The organism is Lysinibacillus sp. 10T31 (genome assembly GCF_056394365.1).
Map to the genome: position 1 here is coordinate 1 of NZ_JBFTHS010000067.1, position 17,869 is coordinate 17,869.

16 protein-coding genes and 1 rRNA gene are annotated in these 17,869 nt (G+C 38.7%); 13 read left to right on the forward strand and 4 right to left on the reverse strand.

Annotation, left to right across the window (positions count from 1 at the left end; translation table 11 throughout):
- Positions 1-436: 436 nt before the first annotated feature.
- Together AC1DCY_RS24300 and AC1DCY_RS24305 are read right to left on the reverse strand one after the other, a co-directional pair.
- The gene (locus AC1DCY_RS24300) at positions 437-607 is read right to left on the reverse strand and encodes a hypothetical protein (protein WP_477354403.1); all 171 of its coding nucleotides are present in this window, start codon (positions 605-607) and stop codon (positions 437-439) included.
- A gap of 111 nt (positions 608-718) precedes the next feature.
- A complete protein-coding gene (locus tag AC1DCY_RS24305; RefSeq protein ID WP_477354406.1) occupies positions 719-1,228 on the reverse strand; it encodes a competence protein ComK in 510 nt (169 codons plus the stop codon).
- A 225-nt stretch (positions 1,229-1,453) separates the two neighbouring features.
- Between AC1DCY_RS24305 and AC1DCY_RS24310 the strand changes: the two genes are divergently transcribed.
- The 8 genes from AC1DCY_RS24310 to AC1DCY_RS24345 all read left to right on the forward strand — a co-directional run bounded on the left by AC1DCY_RS24310 (position 1,454) and on the right by AC1DCY_RS24345 (position 12,021).
- A complete protein-coding gene (locus tag AC1DCY_RS24310; RefSeq protein ID WP_477354409.1) occupies positions 1,454-1,696 on the forward strand; it encodes an IDEAL domain-containing protein in 243 nt (80 codons plus the stop codon).
- Between the two features lie 466 nt (positions 1,697-2,162).
- Positions 2,163-4,142 carry an excinuclease ABC subunit UvrB gene (uvrB, locus tag AC1DCY_RS24315; RefSeq protein ID WP_477354412.1) on the forward strand — a complete coding sequence of 660 codons (1,980 nt, stop codon included), beginning with the start codon at positions 2,163-2,165 and terminating at the stop codon, positions 4,140-4,142.
- A 7-nt stretch (positions 4,143-4,149) separates the two neighbouring features.
- Complete coding sequence (uvrA, locus tag AC1DCY_RS24320; protein ID WP_477354415.1) at positions 4,150-7,014, forward strand: excinuclease ABC subunit UvrA; 2,865 nt, start codon at positions 4,150-4,152, stop codon at positions 7,012-7,014.
- 223 nt (positions 7,015-7,237) lie between these two features.
- Complete coding sequence (locus AC1DCY_RS24325; RefSeq protein WP_477354418.1) at positions 7,238-7,459, forward strand: hypothetical protein; 222 nt, start codon at positions 7,238-7,240, stop codon at positions 7,457-7,459.
- 65 nt (positions 7,460-7,524) lie between these two features.
- Entirely contained in the window at positions 7,525-8,718 is a 1,194-nt protein-coding gene (locus AC1DCY_RS24330) for a DUF4097 family beta strand repeat-containing protein (protein ID WP_477354421.1), read from the forward strand.
- Positions 8,719-9,055: 337 nt separating this feature from the next.
- The gene (gene ftsE, locus AC1DCY_RS24335) at positions 9,056-9,742 is read left to right on the forward strand and encodes a cell division ATP-binding protein FtsE (protein ID WP_477354424.1); all 687 of its coding nucleotides are present in this window, start codon (positions 9,056-9,058) and stop codon (positions 9,740-9,742) included.
- Complete coding sequence (gene ftsX, locus AC1DCY_RS24340; RefSeq protein ID WP_477354427.1) at positions 9,732-10,616, forward strand: permease-like cell division protein FtsX; 885 nt, start codon at positions 9,732-9,734, stop codon at positions 10,614-10,616. Before ftsE ends, ftsX begins: the two co-directional genes overlap by 11 nt.
- A gap of 79 nt (positions 10,617-10,695) precedes the next feature.
- A complete protein-coding gene (locus AC1DCY_RS24345) occupies positions 10,696-12,021 on the forward strand; it encodes a murein hydrolase activator EnvC family protein (protein ID WP_477354430.1) in 1,326 nt (441 codons plus the stop codon).
- Here AC1DCY_RS24345 and AC1DCY_RS24350 read toward each other — a convergent pair.
- Both AC1DCY_RS24350 and AC1DCY_RS24355 read right to left on the reverse strand, forming a co-directional pair.
- On the reverse strand, positions 12,018-12,173 hold the full coding sequence (locus AC1DCY_RS24350; protein WP_477354433.1) for a hypothetical protein: 156 nt from the start codon (positions 12,171-12,173) through the stop codon (positions 12,018-12,020). The two genes, AC1DCY_RS24345 and AC1DCY_RS24350, sit on opposite strands and share 4 nt — an antisense overlap.
- 218 nt (positions 12,174-12,391) lie before the next feature.
- Complete coding sequence (locus tag AC1DCY_RS24355; RefSeq protein ID WP_477354436.1) at positions 12,392-12,985, reverse strand: hypothetical protein; 594 nt, start codon at positions 12,983-12,985, stop codon at positions 12,392-12,394.
- Positions 12,986-13,305: 320 nt separating this feature from the next.
- Here AC1DCY_RS24355 and AC1DCY_RS24360 point away from each other — a divergent pair, with 320 nt between their 5' ends.
- From AC1DCY_RS24360 to AC1DCY_RS24380, 5 genes are all read left to right on the forward strand, one after another.
- A complete protein-coding gene (locus tag AC1DCY_RS24360; RefSeq protein ID WP_477354439.1) occupies positions 13,306-13,923 on the forward strand; it encodes a hypothetical protein in 618 nt (205 codons plus the stop codon).
- A 45-nt stretch (positions 13,924-13,968) separates the two neighbouring features.
- Positions 13,969-14,562, forward strand: coding sequence for a redoxin domain-containing protein (locus tag AC1DCY_RS24365; protein WP_477354442.1), 594 nt, complete (start codon positions 13,969-13,971; stop codon positions 14,560-14,562).
- A gap of 99 nt (positions 14,563-14,661) precedes the next feature.
- Complete coding sequence (locus AC1DCY_RS24370; RefSeq protein ID WP_477354445.1) at positions 14,662-15,141, forward strand: hypothetical protein; 480 nt, start codon at positions 14,662-14,664, stop codon at positions 15,139-15,141.
- Positions 15,142-15,238: 97 nt separating this feature from the next.
- Positions 15,239-16,687 (forward strand): S41 family peptidase, encoded by a 1,449-nt coding sequence (locus AC1DCY_RS24375; protein WP_477354448.1) that lies wholly within the window; start codon positions 15,239-15,241, stop codon positions 16,685-16,687.
- Positions 16,688-17,772: 1,085 nt separating this feature from the next.
- Positions 17,773-17,869 (forward strand): 16S ribosomal RNA (locus tag AC1DCY_RS24380); the annotation flags it as partial.

Genomic DNA, 17,869 nt, shown 5'->3' on the forward strand with positions numbered 1-17,869 from the left:
CTGAAATTGTCTTTTGTCCTTTGTAAAGAAGTCTTAGAACTGCTAATTTTTCATCTTTTGAGTGGTTACTTCGAGCCATAAAAAAATGCCCCCCTAGATAAACAGATTTTTATTTTTTAATCTGTCTACCTAAAGGGGAGCATATCAATAAACAGATTTTTATTTTTTAATCTGTCTACCTAAAGGGGAGCATATCAGCACAGTGAAATTGTGCTTTTGAGGGGTTTTTTTTATTCTAAATCAATTATGCCTTGGCATAATTGTAGCTGTCGCTTTGCTTCCGCTACAGATAAACAATGCGTCAAGAATCGGCTTTGTGCTTAGGCCTGCAAGTGTTTTTTGTGCGAAAGCGCAGTGCTAACGTAGCGTCAGCAGCAGATGTTTTTTGCGCGAAAGCGTAGTGCTAACGTAGAGTCAGCAGCAAGATGTTGGTCACTCAGTCGTGTGTTGTTGCTGCCGCTACGCTTTCGCACAGATAAAACCCTATTGCTGCCGCTACGCTTTCGCACAGATAAATTGCCACAGGACGTGGCGTCCTTAGACTGAGTTCCTCTATTTCAGCGGATGTTTGAACACCCGCTGATAAGTGACTTAAAACTGTATTCATCTCGCCACCTATAGAGGTAGGAGACTTCTGTAACTGACGTTTCACTTACGTTACATAAAACTGTAGCTGACGCTACGCTTTCGCTACCAAAACATCTGTAGCTGAAAGAAGTTAAAAAGGTGGATGATACGGAGTGTCTTTGCTAATCTCCTTACGTTCATTCATGTAATGTTTATAGAGCATTGATGCATTGAGAAATTGCTTGCTAATCGAAGCATATTGAATAGGTAGTTCAATCTGTTTATCATTTTTCAGTGTAACGATACAGCCCATTTCACTCTGGACAATATTCGAAATGGCGTGAAGACCGATCCAAATATTGTGGATAGAATTTGGTGAATATGTTGGTAGGAAAATACAAGGATAACCATAATCATAAGCGACAACGATTGGAAGTTTATGTTGATTGCCGAAAAAGCGTTTGGCGGAATGTCTTGCTGCTTCATAGGTTGTTCCTAGTGAGATACAAGATTTTCGTAATATATGCATTGGTTTCCGTGTGACGATAAGTTCATTATGCTTATCAATTACTCGTGTGAAAATTTTAGAGTCATACTGAATTGGCTGAAGTAAATAGGTGTTGAAAGACATTAAATATCCATTGACGTAGTTTGCTGACATTTATGCAAGCCTCCTTTTTCTATTTGTTATTGAAGTGTAGAACAAAGATTTGAATTCAGAAAATATAGATAAAAGAAGAAAATCATTGATATATCAAGCAATTGCATAGAGAAATTGCTTGAAATTGCACGAGATTAATAGTAAATCGAAGTAAATTTCAGTTCTTAAGCATTGCATTTTAATTTCAATTTTCTTATAATTTAGAAAAGGATCGAGGTGAGATCGTTGGATAAATATTATTCGTATACAGATTTTCTAAAAGCCGTTGGTCAGTCAAAGAAAGTTGATGAGGCAGAGAAATTATTAAACGAGATTTATTTAGATTTATTTTTAAATCATATCCAGCGTAAGCATCGTGAAGAGCAGCTCATGGTTCTGATAGATAGAGCACTCGATGAAAAAGATGAAAAGGCATTTCATCTATACGCAGCCGAACTAGTAGCTTTACACCAAGATGTAAGTGAATAATATGACTACCCCGCTCTCTGTTATTGGAGGGTGGGATTTTTTTTGCTATTTTATTTGCAAGATGGATGATTGGATACCTCGAATTCGTTCAGGGTCTGAGCAGTTTTCTATTCTATCTGATTGTTTCTCCCTCTTACTCGATCAAATCTCCCAAGGATCCGCTTGCACTTGCATAAATCTTTAATAGACCCGATTTCGACGAGCAATTCATCCCCAAACACATTGAATTTCCTGCTAAGGTCATGTATTTACACCGTCCCACCCGATTAGCTAACATTTGGAAAGGGTAATCTATTTATAGATGGGCTGCAATTGAGTTTTTCGTTACATACGTTCTATTAGAGTCACCTCAAAATATAGCAAACGGAAAAATTTTTACAAACATTCGTTCGTTAAATGTTCGAAATTTTAATAAGGCTATGCTAAAATATATGTATCAAATTGGTAGGAAAGGACGGGGACATGTGTGCAAACATTTGATTTACAAGCGCCATATACGCCTGGTGGAGATCAGCCACAGGCAATTGCGGAATTAGTGGAGGGTGTACGTGCAGGTAAACGTCATCAAACGTTGCTCGGTGCAACAGGAACAGGAAAAACGTTTACGATCTCTAATGTCATTAAACAGGTAAAAAAACCGACACTTATTATGGCACACAATAAAACATTAGCGGGTCAATTATATAGTGAGTTTAAAGAGTTCTTCCCTAATAATGCAGTTGAATACTTTGTCAGCTACTATGATTACTTTCAGCCAGAGGCATATGTACCGCAGACGGATACTTATATAGAGAAAGATTCAAGCATTAATGATGAAATTGATAAATTGCGTCACTCTGCAACATCTGCATTATTCGAGCGTGATGATGTCATTATTATTGCATCCGTGTCCTGTATATATGGTCTAGGTTCTCCAGAAGAATATCGTGAAATGGTCGTGTCAGTGCGTACTGGAATGGAAATTGAACGTAATCAGTTGCTTCGAAAACTGGTCGATGTACAGTATGAGCGAAATGATGTGAGTTTTACACGTGGGACGTTTCGGGTACGTGGCGATGTAGTGGAAATATTCCCTGCATCTCGTGATGAGCATTGTATCCGCGTGGAGTTTTTTGGGGACGAGATCGATCGAATTCGCGAGGTGGATGCGTTAACTGGTGAAATATTATCGGATCGTGATCATGTGGCTATTTTCCCTGCATCCCACTTCGTTACACGAGAAGAAAAAATGCTAAAGGCCATTGAAAATATTGAAAAAGAGTTGGAGGAGCGTTTAGCTCTTTTACGTGCAGAGGATAAATTATTAGAGGCACAGCGTTTAGAGCAACGTACTCGCTACGATTTAGAAATGATGCGTGAAATGGGCTTTTGCTCAGGTATCGAAAATTACTCGCGTCATTTAACATTGCGTGAAGCGGGGGCAACTCCATATACGCTACTTGACTATTTCCCTGATGATTTTTTACTTGTAGTCGATGAAAGTCACGTTACTTTGCCACAAGTTCGAGGAATGTATAACGGTGACCAAGCACGTAAAGGTGTGCTAGTTGAGCATGGATTCCGTTTGCCATCAGCACTAGATAACCGCCCTTTACGTTTTGAAGAATATGAGAAACATATACATCAAGCTATTTATGTATCAGCAACACCTGGCCCGTATGAGCTTGAGCATACTCCGGAAATGGTGCAGCAAATTATTCGTCCAACAGGGCTGCTTGATCCACAAATTGACGTACGTCCTATTGAAGGGCAAATTGATGATTTAATCGATGAGATTCATGGTCGTATTGCTCGTGATGAACGAGTGCTCGTTACAACATTGACGAAAAAAATGTCAGAGGATTTATCGGCTTATTTGAAAGAAATGGGCTTAAAGGTGGAGTACTTGCATTCAGAGATTAAGACGCTAGAGCGAATTGAAATTATTCGCGAGCTGCGTAAAGGTACTTACGATGTTCTAATCGGCATTAACTTATTGCGAGAAGGGCTAGATATTCCTGAGGTTTCCCTTGTGGCGATTTTAGATGCTGATAAGGAAGGATTTTTACGTTCAGAGCGTTCATTAATTCAAACGATTGGACGTGCCGCACGTAATGCCAATGGTCATGTCATTATGTACGCAGATAATATGACGGATTCGATGAAAAAGGCGATTGAGGAAACGAAGCGTCGTCGAACACTGCAAGCGGCGTATAACGAAGAGCATGGCATTACACCGAAAACGATTGTTAAGAAAATTCCTGATGTTATTCGTGCGACACAGGTTGCAGAAGAAGAAGAATCCTATGTAACGAAGGCAACAAAAGGTAAGAAGCTGACGAAGGCGGAAAGAGATCAGTTACTTGCTACTCTAGAAGTAGAAATGAAGGAAGCAGCAAAAGCGCTCGATTTCGAACGAGCTGCTGAGCTGCGCGATACAATATTTGAATTGAAGTTAGAAGGGTGAATGGCTTGTGAAAAATACTGAAATAGTCGTGCAAGGTGCACGAGCTCATAATTTAAAAAATATCAATGTCACAATTCCACGCGATCAATTAGTCGTACTAACAGGTTTATCAGGCTCTGGGAAATCATCATTAGCGTTTGATACGATTTATGCAGAGGGACAACGTCGGTATGTAGAATCGCTTTCAGCCTATGCCCGTCAATTCCTTGGTCAAATGGATAAACCAGATGTCGATGCAATAGAGGGATTATCTCCTGCTATTTCAATCGATCAAAAAACGACGAGCCGTAACCCACGTTCTACAGTTGGGACAGTAACGGAAATCTATGATTATTTACGTTTGCTATTTGCGCGCATCGGTAAGCCAATTTGTCCGAATCATGGTTTTGAAATTACCTCCCAAACAATTGAGCAGATGGTCGATCGTTTATTAATTTATCCAGAAAGAACGAAAATGCAGTTACTTGCTCCGATGGTATCAGGGCGTAAGGGAACGCATGTAAAGCTACTGGAAGATTTAAAAAAACAGGGCTTTGTTCGAGTACGTATCGACGGCGAGCTACGTGATTTAGATGATGCAATTGAACTTGATAAAAACAAAAAGCATTCTATAGAAGTAGTCATCGATCGTGTTGTGATGAAGGAAGGTGTCGCGGCACGTCTTAGTGATTCCTTAGAGACAGCATTACGTTTGGCAGATGGGCGTGTACTTGTCGATGTAATGGAACATGAGGAATTATTATTTAGTGAGCATCATGCTTGTCCAATATGTGGTTTTTCAATCGGTGAGCTAGAGCCTCGCATGTTTTCATTCAATAGTCCATTTGGAGCTTGTCCTAGCTGTGATGGTTTAGGCTCGACACAAGAGGTGGATCTTGATTTAGTAGTACCTGATTGGGACCGTAGTTTATTAGAGCATGCAATAGCACCGTGGGAACCAACAAGCTCGCAATATTATCCACAGTTATTAAAGGCTGTGTGCGATCATTATGATATCCCGATGGACGTCCCAGTAAAGGATATTCCGAAAGAAAAGATGGATAAAATTTTATATGGTTCTGGTAAAGATAAAATTCACTTCCATTATGAAAATGAGTTTGGCAACGTGCGAGATCAAATGATTGAATTCGAAGGTGTTGTTCGTAATGTGGAGCGCCGTTTTAAGGAGACAACGTCTGATTACGTGCGTGAACAAATGGAAAAATATATGGCGCAGCAAGCATGTCCATCTTGTAAAGGTTATCGCTTAAAGCCTGAAACATTAGCTGTAAAACTAGCAGATAAACATATTGGTGAAGTTACACAGTATTCGATTCAGGAAGCTGATACATTTTTCAAAGAGCTAGATTTATCCGAAAAGGATATGAAAATTGCTCGACTTGTGTTACGTGAAATTGAAGAACGACTTGGCTTCCTTGTCAATGTAGGGTTAGATTATTTAACGTTAAGTCGAGCAGCAGGGACACTTTCAGGGGGAGAAGCTCAACGAATTCGCCTTGCGACACAAATCGGCTCGCGTTTAACGGGCGTCCTCTATATTTTAGACGAGCCATCAATCGGCTTGCATCAACGTGATAATGACCGTCTTATTAGTACACTGCAAAATATGCGTGATATTGGCAATACGCTTATTGTTGTCGAGCACGATGAAGATACAATGCTGGCGGCTGATTATCTCATTGATGTTGGTCCTGGCGCAGGTGTGCATGGTGGTCAAATTGTAGCGGCAGGAACACCGCAGGAAGTAATGGAAAACGAAAAGTCTTTGACGGGGCAATATTTAAGTGGTAAGAAGTTTATTCCATTACCAATTGAGCGTCGCAAACCGAATGGGCGCAAATTATCGATTAAAGGTGCCAAGGAAAATAATCTTAGCAATGTGAAGGTTGATGTACCACTTGGCTTATTCGTTGCAGTAACAGGGGTTTCAGGGTCAGGAAAATCAACACTTATTAATGAAATTTTATATAAGTCATTAGCTCAAAAACTGAATCGTTCAAAAGTGAAGCCTGGTGAACATAAAGAAGTAACGGGGATTGATGAGCTCGAAAAGGTTATTGATATTGACCAATCACCAATCGGCCGTACTCCTCGCTCTAATCCAGCTACGTATACAGGCGTTTTTGATGATATTCGAGATGTTTTTGCAACAACAAACGAAGCAAAGGTACGTGGCTATAAAAAAGGTCGCTTTAGCTTCAACGTTAAGGGTGGCCGCTGTGAAGCTTGTCGTGGTGACGGTATTATAAAGATTGAAATGCATTTCCTACCAGATGTTTACGTACCGTGTGAAGTCTGTCATGGAAAGCGTTATAACCGTGAAACACTTGAAGTGAAATATAAAGATAAGAGCATTGCAGATATTTTAGATATGACAATTGAAAATGCAGTTGTATTCTTCGAAAATATTCCAAAAATCCAGCGTAAGCTACAAACGATCGTGGATGTAGGATTAGGCTATATGAAATTAGGACAACCTGCTACAACTTTATCTGGTGGTGAGGCACAGCGTGTCAAATTAGCCTCTGAATTACACCGTCGTTCAACAGGTAAATCATTCTATATTTTAGATGAGCCGACAACCGGCTTACATGCACATGATATTGCACGTTTACTCGTGGTTTTACAGCGTCTTGTAGAAAATGGCGATTCTGTGCTAGTCATCGAACATAACTTAGATGTCATCAAAACAGCAGACTACATTATCGATTTAGGGCCTGAAGGCGGAGACAAAGGTGGTACTATTGTGGCGACAGGTACACCAGAAGAAGTCGCTGAAGTAAGTGGCTCTTATACAGGAAAATATTTAAAACCGATATTAACAAGAGATCGTATGCGTATGGAGGCTGTTTTAGAAAAGGCTTCTCAATAACTATAAAAAGTTCGCAAACTCCCTAAGGGGAGTTGCGAACTTTTTTTTGTATGCACGAAGGCAGATGTCGATAAAAATCGGAAGTTGGGTGACATTATGTTAAAACGTATGTCATGTGGATAAGTTGATTGGAGTGGAGGGTGGACGACTCCTTGGGGATTAGCGATAGAGGAACGAAGGCTAAAACCATCACGTCCTGTGATAACGCCTTCGTGACCAACAAATGTTTTATCTGTGCGAAAGCGTAGCGACAGCAACAAATGTTTTATCTGTGCGAAAGCAACAACAAATGTTTTCTGTAGCGAAAGCAAAGCGGCAGCTACAAATGTTTTATCTGCGCGAAAGCGAAGCGTCAGCGGCAAAGCGCCCAGCCGGAACGGAAATCAACCCCACGCTATTGGTAATGAGCCTAAAAAAGATCTATACCCAATATTTTCATCTTTAAGGTGAAACTTTTCACGAAATGAATCGTATAAATAATATAACGAACTGAGGGAGGCTATTTTAATTATGCAAAATGAACGTCAACGAATTTTAGAACTTGTGGAAAAAGGAACAATTTCAGCGCAAGAGGCGATTACATTATTAGAAGCATTAGAGCAACCTAGCAAGTCCACTCAAAATGTTATGAATGATGTAGTAAATGAGGACCAGAATTCCTCAACAGAAAAAGAGTCAGTATTTAAAGATGAAAGTCACAAGGACCAACAATCGCAACAAGATGAAGATTTCTCTAAATATTTCCAAGAAGAAATGCGAGATTTCCGTAAAGACTTATCACAAATTGGTTCACTCTTTATGGATATGATGAATACGGCTGTAAAAAAGGTCAAAGAATTTGATGTAACTTCTCCATTTGGTGATAAATTCGAGTTTACACATACGGAAGAAGTTGCAGCTGAACATGTAGACAAGATAATTGCTGAATTACCGAATGGAAACTTTTCATTAGAAACTGCTGAAGGAGATAGCTTCCAAGTCATTTGTAAAGTAAAGGCACCACTTGTCAATGATAGTGAAGAAGAAACGCGTGCTAACTTCCTTGAGCAATTCGTTGTCAAAGAAGATGGAGATTCACTACGAATTTTAAGTCAACTTAAGCTTGTTCAAGTAAATGTTAAAGTACTTGTTCCAAAGGATAAATTAGAAAAATTATCAGTACGTTTAATGAACGGTAGTGTTACTTTACAAGATACGGATTTCGAGCAATTAAAAGTAAAGACATTAAACGGTGCGATTAAAGGCTCTAAGTTTAACTTTGGAAAGGCAGAAGTAGATTCTTCTAATGGTTCCATTGAATTAACAAATGTTCGTGGTAAAGATTTAGAGGCTGAAACATTGAATGGTCGCGTCTATTTAGATGGGGCATTGGATGAAGTTGAAGCAAAATCGGTTAATGGACATGTTGTTGTCACAACTTGCTCTACTAATTCATCGAAAATCAAAGCACAAACAGTCGCAGGAGCTGTTGAATTGTATGTGCCACGTACAATATCGTTAAGCGGTAAAATTGTTACGAATTTTGGTAAAGTAGATGTTGGTATTCAAGATGTTTCAAAAATTGAATCACAGGATCAATTTTTATCAAAAGTAGTACGTTTTGATAAAGAAATAGAGAATGCTAATCGTCTATTTATCGAAGGTGAGTCTAAAACAGGCGCAGTTTTAGTACGCTATACAACAACTGACGAGCAGCAAATATAACTTCTTCAGTAGAAGTCTCCCATCTCTATAGGTGGTGAGATGATTACCGAGGCATAATTGATATAACAAAAGGCATTCAGGCTATGCAAAACAGCATAGCTTGAATGCTTTTTTACTGCTTAAAAACATAAGAAAAGCAAAAATCGACTTTCCACTATTAGGCTCGATTTCTGCTTTCTTGTATGTCGAGTCTATGTTAATTTTGTGGCAATGAAATAACGAAATAGCAGGAACTACCACGGAATGAAATGAAACTGTAATGAAAAAGGGAGAAATAGAGTGTTATAATAGGGAACGAAATACCTCTTACATGGTAAGAGATTTAGGTGGTCTAATTATGATAGAAATGAAAAATGTGACAAAGAAGTACCCAAACGGCGTTGTTGCGACAAATGGGATTTCCGTTAACATAAAGCAAGGTGAATTTGTCTATGTTGTAGGTCCAAGTGGTGCAGGTAAATCTACATTTATTAAATTAATGTACCGCGAGGAAAAAGCTACTTCGGGAGAAATCACTGTTAATGGCATAAATTTAGCAGAATTGAAAAATAAAAAGGTACCTTTTTTACGCCGTCAAATCGGAGTGGTTTTCCAAGACTTCAAACTGCTACCTCGTTTGAGTGTTTATGAAAATGTAGCGTTTGCACTAGAGGTAATCGAGGAAGAACCAATTGAAATTCGCCGTCGGGTAATGGAGGTTCTAGAGCTCGTGGGACTGAAGCAAAAGGCAAGAATGTTCCCTAATGAACTTTCAGGTGGCGAACAGCAGCGTGTTTCGATTGCACGTTCTATTGTGAATGTGCCGAAGGTCGTTATTGCTGATGAACCTACCGGGAATCTTGACCCTGAGACATCTTGGGACATTATGAATTTATTCGAAGAAATTAATGCAAGAGGTACAACTATTGTGATGGCAACCCATAACCGTGAAATCGTAAATACGATTCGTCGTCGAGTAATTGCAATTGAAGGCGGAATGATTGTCCGTGATGAGCACGGAGGTGACTACGGCTATGAAATTTAATACAGTAAAACGTCATTTCCGAGAAAGTTTTAAGTCTCTTGGCCGTAATAGCTGGATGACTATTGCCTCAGTAAGTGCAGTTACAGTTACATTAATATTAGTAGGCGTATTCGCGCTTATTATGATGAACTTAAATAAAGTAGCAGCTGATTTAGAGAACGATGTTGAAATTAAAGTGTTAATCGATGAAACAGCAGATAAAGCTGCTGAAAAAGCGCTCATGGAAAAAATCAAAAAATTACCAGGTATCGAAGAGATGACCTATTCGACAAAGGAAAATGAATTAACGAAATTAGTAAAAGATTTTGGGGACGATTTCAAACTATTTGAGCAAAGTAATCCATTACGTAATGTTATTTATGTGAAGGCTTCTGATCCTCAGCAAACAGCTACTGTTGCTAAAAATATTGATAAATTTAATTATACATATGACGTTATGTATGGTGAAGGCAAAGTAGAAAAACTATTTAATTTCTTAAATATTAGTCGCAACGTAGGGATAGTGCTTATTATAGGATTATTATTTACAGCGATTTTCTTAATTTCTAATACGATTCGAATTACCATTATTGCACGTCGTGATGAAATAGAAATTATGAAACTTGTCGGAGCAACGAATTCATTCGTGCGTATCCCATTTGTATTAGAAGGAATGTGGCTCGGAATTTTAGGTTCTATTATTCCGATTGCGGTCATCGCAACCCTTTACCACAATGTATATAGAATTATTGCGCCTCGATTAAAAGGCGAACTTATTCAAGTACTTGATTTCTCACCTCTTGTGTACCAAGTAAGCGGTCTACTATTACTCATCGGTGTACTAATTGGTATTTGGGGAAGTTTCATGTCAGTACGAAAGTTTTTAAAAGTCTAGATTTCGTTAGGCTTCACACTAAGTTGTGTTGGCCGAAATGACAATCAACCAAAATAAGAGTCGAAAAGGAGTTCAACCGGTGAAAAGTATGGCGAAAAACTCATTAAAAACACTTACTGCAGCATCTGCACTATTTCTTTTTATCCAAACTCCATCAGCGTATGCAACTAATTTATCGGATTTAAAAGATGAAAAAAAACAAATTGAATTAAAGAAGGATGGCTTAAATTCATCCATTAACAATAAATCAAATGCTATTTCTGAAAATGATAACAAACAACAAAAATTATTAGATCAAATTAAAACATTAAATGCTGAAATTGATAAAACGAATAGCAATATCAAAAATGTAAGGGCAGAAATTCAATCTACAAATGCAGAAATAAAGTCTTTAAAAGATGACATAGCAGAGCTTATGCACAAAATTGAAGAGCGTGATTTATTGTTAGAGGATCGTGCTCGTGCCCTCCAAGCGGGTGGTTCCGTTAGCTATATAGACGTATTACTTGGCTCTAATAGCTTCGTAGATTTTATCGACCGATTCTCTGCTGTTAATGCATTGCTTGAAGCAGATCGACAAATTATCCAGGATCAAAAAGATGACAAGCAAAAATTAGAGGAACAAAAGCAAGTCTTAGAAAGTAAACGTCAAAAGCTCGAAGATAAAAAAGCAGAGCTTGATCGTTTAAAAGCATCATTGGATGGACAGAAAGCTGAGAAAAACAAATTAATTGATCAATTAGAAAAAGAGCAAGAAAAGCTGAAATCAGACAAAGTATTGCTTGAGAAAGAATATTCTGAGGCCCTTGATATTAGTGAGGAATTACAACAAAAAATCATTAATGAGCAAAATCGATTAGCTGAAGTTGCTCGTCAACAAGAAGCGAAACGCAAGGCAGCAGCCGCTGCCGCAGCCAAGGCAGCGGCAAGCAATAATGGTGCTGGATCCGGGTCTGGATCTGGATCTGGATCTTCAACAGTCGATGCTCCTCAATCGAATGGTACATGGATTAAGCCAACAAATGGTCGTTTAACATCGACTTATGGCTGGCGTGAGTTTGGCGGTTCAGAGTTCCATTATGGAATCGATCTTGCAAATAGTACAGGTACTCCAATTTGGGCAGCTGCTGACGGTGTTGTTTCCTATGCTGCTCCACTAAGCACGTATGGTAATGTTGTCATCATTACACATTCTATCAACGGTCAAATTTATACGACAGTTTATGCACACTTAAGTTCTTTCAATGTTAGTGTTGGTTCAGAGGTATCCCAAGGTCAGCAAATAGCAGCTATGGGTATGACTGGAAGAGTAACAGGACCACACTTGCACTTTGAAGTGCACATCGGCCCTTGGCGAGGACAAGCAGTCGGAAGTGACAATCCATTAAAATATATTCCGATTTAACTTCTTTCAGCGAATGACTTCCCCTTTATAGCAGCGGGTGTCCAAACACCCGCTGAAATAGAGGAACTCAGTCTAAGAACGCCACATCCTGTGGCAACGACTGAGTGACCAACATCATGCCGCTGACGCGCAATAAACATTTGTTGGCCCAAAGCCTCCGGACGCAATTATGCCGAGGCATAATTGATAAATATTGAAAGCTATACATTAGGATTCATCTAATGTATAGCTTTTTTTATATTTCCATTAAGCTTCTATAATATTGATTAGGTATCTATACATCAAGCTGAAAGCGAATGTTCGCCACTTCTACCAAAAAGATTTGTTAGTCAAGATTGAGTAATGTCAATAAACTGAGGAAGATTGGCAGTCAGTTAGGGGATCTTCGCATTGTGCGCTTAGAAATGATTAAGGCAGATAGAAAAGGCAAAGTGATGGATAGAACCATCGAAATGATGGATAGAACCGTCAAAGTGGTGGATAGAATCATCGAAACGGTGGATAGAACCGTCAAAGTGATGGATAGAAGCATCGAAATGGTGGATAGAAGCATCGAAATGATGGATAGAGCCGTCAAAGTGGTGGATAGAATCATCGAAATGGTGGATAGAACCGTCAAAGTGATGGATAGAAGCATTGAAATGGTGGATAGAATCATCAAAATGATGGATAGAACCAGCAAAGTGATGGGTAGAAGCATCGAAAAGATGGATAGAACCGTCAAAGTGGTGGATAGAAGCATCGAAATGATGGATAGAACTAGCAAAGTGATGAATAGAACCGTCAAAGTGATGGATAGAACCGTCAAAGTGATGGATAGAACCGTCAAAGTGATGGATAGAACCGTCAAAGTGATGGATAGAACCATCAAAATGATGGATAGAACGATCAAAGTGATGGATAGAACCATCGAAACGGTGGATAGAATCATCAAAATGATTGATAGAATGTCAACTAAGCTCATGTAGGTGGGAGCAGTCTGAATAACGTTTGGGAAAGCAACATAATATGCTCATCTCGATTTTTGAAATTAAAAATATACTCATCTGTAGAACCTTGTACTTATTTTATTAGAAGATGCATAATTTGGAAGCCTTTTTCCTAGTATGTCATCATTTTATGTAATATATTTGTAGTGTGAATACCTAGATGGGTATTTCAATAGAATTGTTTATATAGAGCCATTTCTTCGCGTGTTTCAGGGAGATTTTTTGAACACAGTGTGAAATGACAATTCATATAAAGATTATATGCTATGCTGTAGCTATCTGGAGGATTTATTAGATGAATAATACAGAATGGTACTCTATTCGGGCACTAACATTACCAGCAACAGCTGTCGCTCTTCTTGTGGCCTTTTTCATTGTATGGTTAGTTTTACGGGTACAATTTCCGAAGAAATGGGCAGGGGTATATGGTGACGCAATCTTTACCTTTATTATCGTTTGGAAATTTAGCATAATTGTCACTGATTTTAAAGCTGTTATCGCTCAACCATTTGCACTCCTTTATTTTAATGGTGGAACAATTGGTGTCTTTTTAGGGGTAATGGCAGCATCGCTACAGCTTTGGTGGAAGCGACAAAAAATTCAGTTTGACGCAACTGGAATCGCTGCCTGTAGCTGGGCAATCATTTTAACACAATCGATCTATCAATGGCTTGTAGTGTTATTAAATGATAATCAAACCACTAGCGAAGTGATAACTTTACTTGTGCTAAGTACACTAACAGTCCTCATATTATGGAAAATAACAGCTATCAAACGTGCTTTAATTTTATATACGATTGGTCTTATGATTGTTGCCCTCTTTCAGCCACATGGTTTATGGCAACCGGCTGTAGGTGCGAGCGTCATATTACTTATATTAGGTTTAGTGATTCAACGTGCTGGACGTGTATAAACGAAATTGATTAAAAGAAAGTACTAAATTATTGGGAGGTAAGGAATGAAAAAAAATATTGGGCTACTTATCGTCGTGTTATTAGTAGCCGCGATGATTGGTACATATGTAAAACAACAGATTGATAAAGATCGTGAAATTGAAACAACTTCTCTTGGAAAAGAAATGGATGAGAGAAAGATAGGTTTAAAAAATGGAGATACGCCACCGGATTTTACTTTAACAAGTTTAGATGGTAAAAATGTGACTTTGAGTGAGCTTCGTGGAAAAAAAGTTGTGTTAAACTTTTGGGCAACATGGTGTCCACCGTGTAAGGCAGAAATGCCACATATGCAAAATTATTATGAGCAATATGCTAAAAAAGATAATGTAGAAATAATAGCTGTCAATTTAACAAGTCAAGAACGAGATGTTACAGATGATGCAAAAATAGATTCTGTGATGACATTTAGAGATAGCTTTGATTTAACATTTCCTATTTTGCTGGATCAAGACCCGAAAAAATCAGTCGGCATTGACTATCAAATATTAACGATCCCTACAACCTATTTTATTGACTCAAATGGATATATTCAACGTGCTATTAAAGGGCCAATGAATGTGGAAATGTTAAAACAATATGTTGATGCATTAGACTAAAAAATAAATCAAAGAATCTGCTCGTTTTTTCGTAGAAACGGAGCAGATTTTTTATTTGTTTATAAAGCGCTCAAGATTTGTGAATGAATACCTGCGGAAGTGAGGGAATTACCCGCGATTGGTGATAGGATATCCGCGATAGGAGGGGGAATACTCGCGGAAGGAAGGCAAATACTCGCGATAGGAGGGGAAATACTCGCGGAAGGAAGGCAAATACTCGCGATTGGCGAAAGAATACTCGCGGAAGAAAGGCAAATACTCGCGATTGATGAAAGAATACCCGCGGAAGGAAGGCAAATACTCGCGATTGATGAAAGAATACTCGCGGAAGGAAGGCAAATACTCGCGATTGATGAAAGAATACTCGCGGAAGGAAGTCAAATACTCGCGATAGGCGATAGGATACTCGCGGAAGGAAGGCAAATACCCGCGATTGGCGATAGAATACTCGCGGAAGGAGGGCAAATACTCGCGATTGGCGAAAGGATACTCGCGGAAGGAAGGCAAATACTCGCGATTGGTGAAAGAATACCCGCGCTAGAAAATAAATACCCACGTTACGCAATAGAATACTCTTGAAACAAAAATCATAGTATTCAACAAATTATTTTGAAGTTTAATCTTGTATGTTTGAAAAATAAACTTCATACAGTAGAAGAGACGGAGGAGGGAAGGTTTGCGCAAAATAATGGCGGGTGTCGGGGTACTTGCTAGTAGTCTATTGCTAGGTAGTGGAGTTTATTTTGACTGGTTTAATTTAGGGGATAAAAAGGAGCCGGTCGTCGCAGAGGTGGATTCGATTAATGAAGCATTGAATTTAATTGAGGAAAAATCTGTATACAGTACGGAAAAAGATGCATTGGTGGAGGGGGCACTGCGTGGTATGGCAGATGCTATAAAGGACCCTTACAGCACCTATTATTCGAAGGAAGAGGCAGAACAACACCGACAAATGTTAGCCGAGGAAAGAGTGGGCATTGGGATTGAGCTATCTGAAAATAACGGAAAATTTATTGTTGTGTCTCCAGTCCGTTCTTCCCCAGCAGATAAGGCAGGAATGCGCTCTCTTGATGAAATTGTACAAGTTGATGGCGTTCGAGTAGATGGTAAAACAATGAGTGAATTAATGCATTTAATTCAAGGAGAGAAGGGGACGAAAGTAACTATTGTCGTCTATCGTCCAAGTGAAGATAAACATATTAAAATGACGATGGAACGAGCTGCAATTTCTAATAAAACAGTAACGAGCGAAGTAGTGAACGTAGAAAATACTTCTATAGGTTATGTGGAAATCTCACTTTTTGGTGAGAAAACGGCAAATGAGTGGGTTGCCGAAACGAGTAAGTTGCTACGACAAGATATAAAAGGATTAGTGATTGATGTACGGGATAATCCAGGTGGCTATTTACATAGCGTCGCAGCCCTACTGAGCACAGTATTGGAGAAGGGCAAAGTGTTTGCCTATATGCAAAATGCTGAAGGTGCTATGGAACCGTTAAAAACGGAATCAAAAAGCTTTGATGAAAAATATTTACAGACAATGTACAAAATACCGATTGTTATTTTACAGAATTCGGGCAGTGCATCTGCTAGTGAAGTACTTAGTGGCGCTTTGAAAAGTTGGGGACGTGCCTCCCTTGTTGGTGTCAAGAGTTTTGGAAAGGGAACAGTACAGGAGTCTTGGTCACTGAAAAATGGTGGAGAGCTTAAATTGTCCACAAATAAATGGCTGACACCAAAGCGCGAATGGATTCATGGGCAAGGTATTGAAGCTAATTTAGTTGTTGAACCAAATGAATTATTCGCTTTCCAAATGCATCCACTATCAGGGAATTTTAAAGAGGGTGATATGAGTGAGGAAATTGCTTATACGCAAAATGCTTTGAAAAAGCTAGGCTATAAAATTGCTCGTTTAGACGGTTACTTGGATGAATCGACGGAGGAGGCTGTTAAGCTTTATCGAGAGGAAAAGAAATTGAAAAAGGCAGAAGATAATTTCAATATAGACACTACCTTCTTTAACAGCTTAAACGAAACGTTGAAAAAATATAAAGAGGATCGTCAAAATGATTTACAGTTCCAAATGGCAACAAGTTTTTTATTGCACAATATTGAAGGAGAATAAAAAATATTAGGTGTGTCGTTTTGGGAAATGTAGACCGGTAAAAGGATTTTTCGTTAATATTTTGCTTTTGAATCGCCATTTTTAGCTGATTGTAGCGGAGGGCTATTTCGTGCTCTTGTCGCAGAGCGAAGCTTTCCACAGAAAACGAGTAGCTCGTTGTAGCTTTATAATTAAGTTTGATTAAATTAATGATATTAACCTTGATATGGGAACATATCTAAAGAGCATGTTTTGAAGAAATTGATCAAAACATGCTCTTATTTAAATTCTTTCAGCAAGTGTTTTGGTAGCGACAGCAAAGCGTCAGCTACAGAAGTCTCCCACCTCTATAGGGGGTGAGATGAATGCGGGTTTAAGTTGCCTTTTCAGCGGGTGTACAAACATTCGCTGAAATAGAGGAACTCAGTCTAAGAACGCCACGTTCTGTGGCAACGTGACCAACATCTTGCCGCTGACGCTACGTTAGCACTACGCTTTCGCGCAAAAAACATATGCTGTTGCCGCTACGCTTTCGCACAATAAACATCTGCCACTACGCTTTCGCGCAAAAAACATCTGTTGGCCAAAAAGCCTCCGGTGGATTCCGGGCGCAATTATGCCAAGGCATAATAGATTGTCTAATCTTTTATGTCTTAGGCTCTTTTTGTTTATTTTTTTAATAGAAATTATGAAGAAATGATATTTTACATACCAATAAAACATCAAATTAACTTCAGATTGTGAGTCTAATATTAAAATGTTTTCTTAATATTATATAGGAAGCTTCTCAGTGAAGTGAAAAACTTAAATTTTCTTCGGAAAAAAGTGTTGACCTTTTTAAACTAAGAGTGTAATATTATACAAGTCGCTAAGACATCTACTAAAAACAATTAAGTTAAATAAATTAGTTGTTGACATTGAGTTTGCGACATGATATTATATAAAAGTTGCTGTTGAGAAAACGGTAACGAAATGAACCTTGAAAACTGAACAAGCAAAACGTAATCAATAAAGTTTTTAGTAGCTAACCTTGAGTTGGTGAACGAAACAAAAATTTGGACATCAAACATGATGCCAGCAAAACAATTTGAGCTAATCAAATTTCTTTTATGGAGAGTTTGATCCTGGCTCAGGACGAACGCTGGCGGCGTGCCTAATACATGCAAGTCGAGCGAACAGAGAAGGAGCTTGCTCCTTTGACGT

Coding starts and splice junctions, on each gene's coding strand:
- AC1DCY_RS24305 (WP_477354406.1), bottom strand. CDS start 1,228: ATGTCAGCAAACTACGTCAATGGATATTTAATGTCTTTCAACACCTAT.
- ftsE (WP_477354424.1), top strand. CDS start 9,056: ATGATAGAAATGAAAAATGTGACAAAGAAGTACCCAAACGGCGTTGTT.
- AC1DCY_RS24355 (WP_477354436.1), bottom strand. CDS start 12,985: ATGAGCTTAGTTGACATTCTATCAATCATTTTGATGATTCTATCCACC.
- ftsX (WP_477354427.1), top strand. CDS start 9,732: ATGAAATTTAATACAGTAAAACGTCATTTCCGAGAAAGTTTTAAGTCT.
- AC1DCY_RS24365 (WP_477354442.1), top strand. CDS start 13,969: ATGAAAAAAAATATTGGGCTACTTATCGTCGTGTTATTAGTAGCCGCG.
- AC1DCY_RS24300 (WP_477354403.1), bottom strand. CDS start 607: ATGAATACAGTTTTAAGTCACTTATCAGCGGGTGTTCAAACATCCGCT.
- AC1DCY_RS24325 (WP_477354418.1), top strand. CDS start 7,238: ATGTTTTATCTGTGCGAAAGCGTAGCGACAGCAACAAATGTTTTATCT.
- AC1DCY_RS24360 (WP_477354439.1), top strand. CDS start 13,306: ATGAATAATACAGAATGGTACTCTATTCGGGCACTAACATTACCAGCA.
- AC1DCY_RS24330 (WP_477354421.1), top strand. CDS start 7,525: ATGCAAAATGAACGTCAACGAATTTTAGAACTTGTGGAAAAAGGAACA.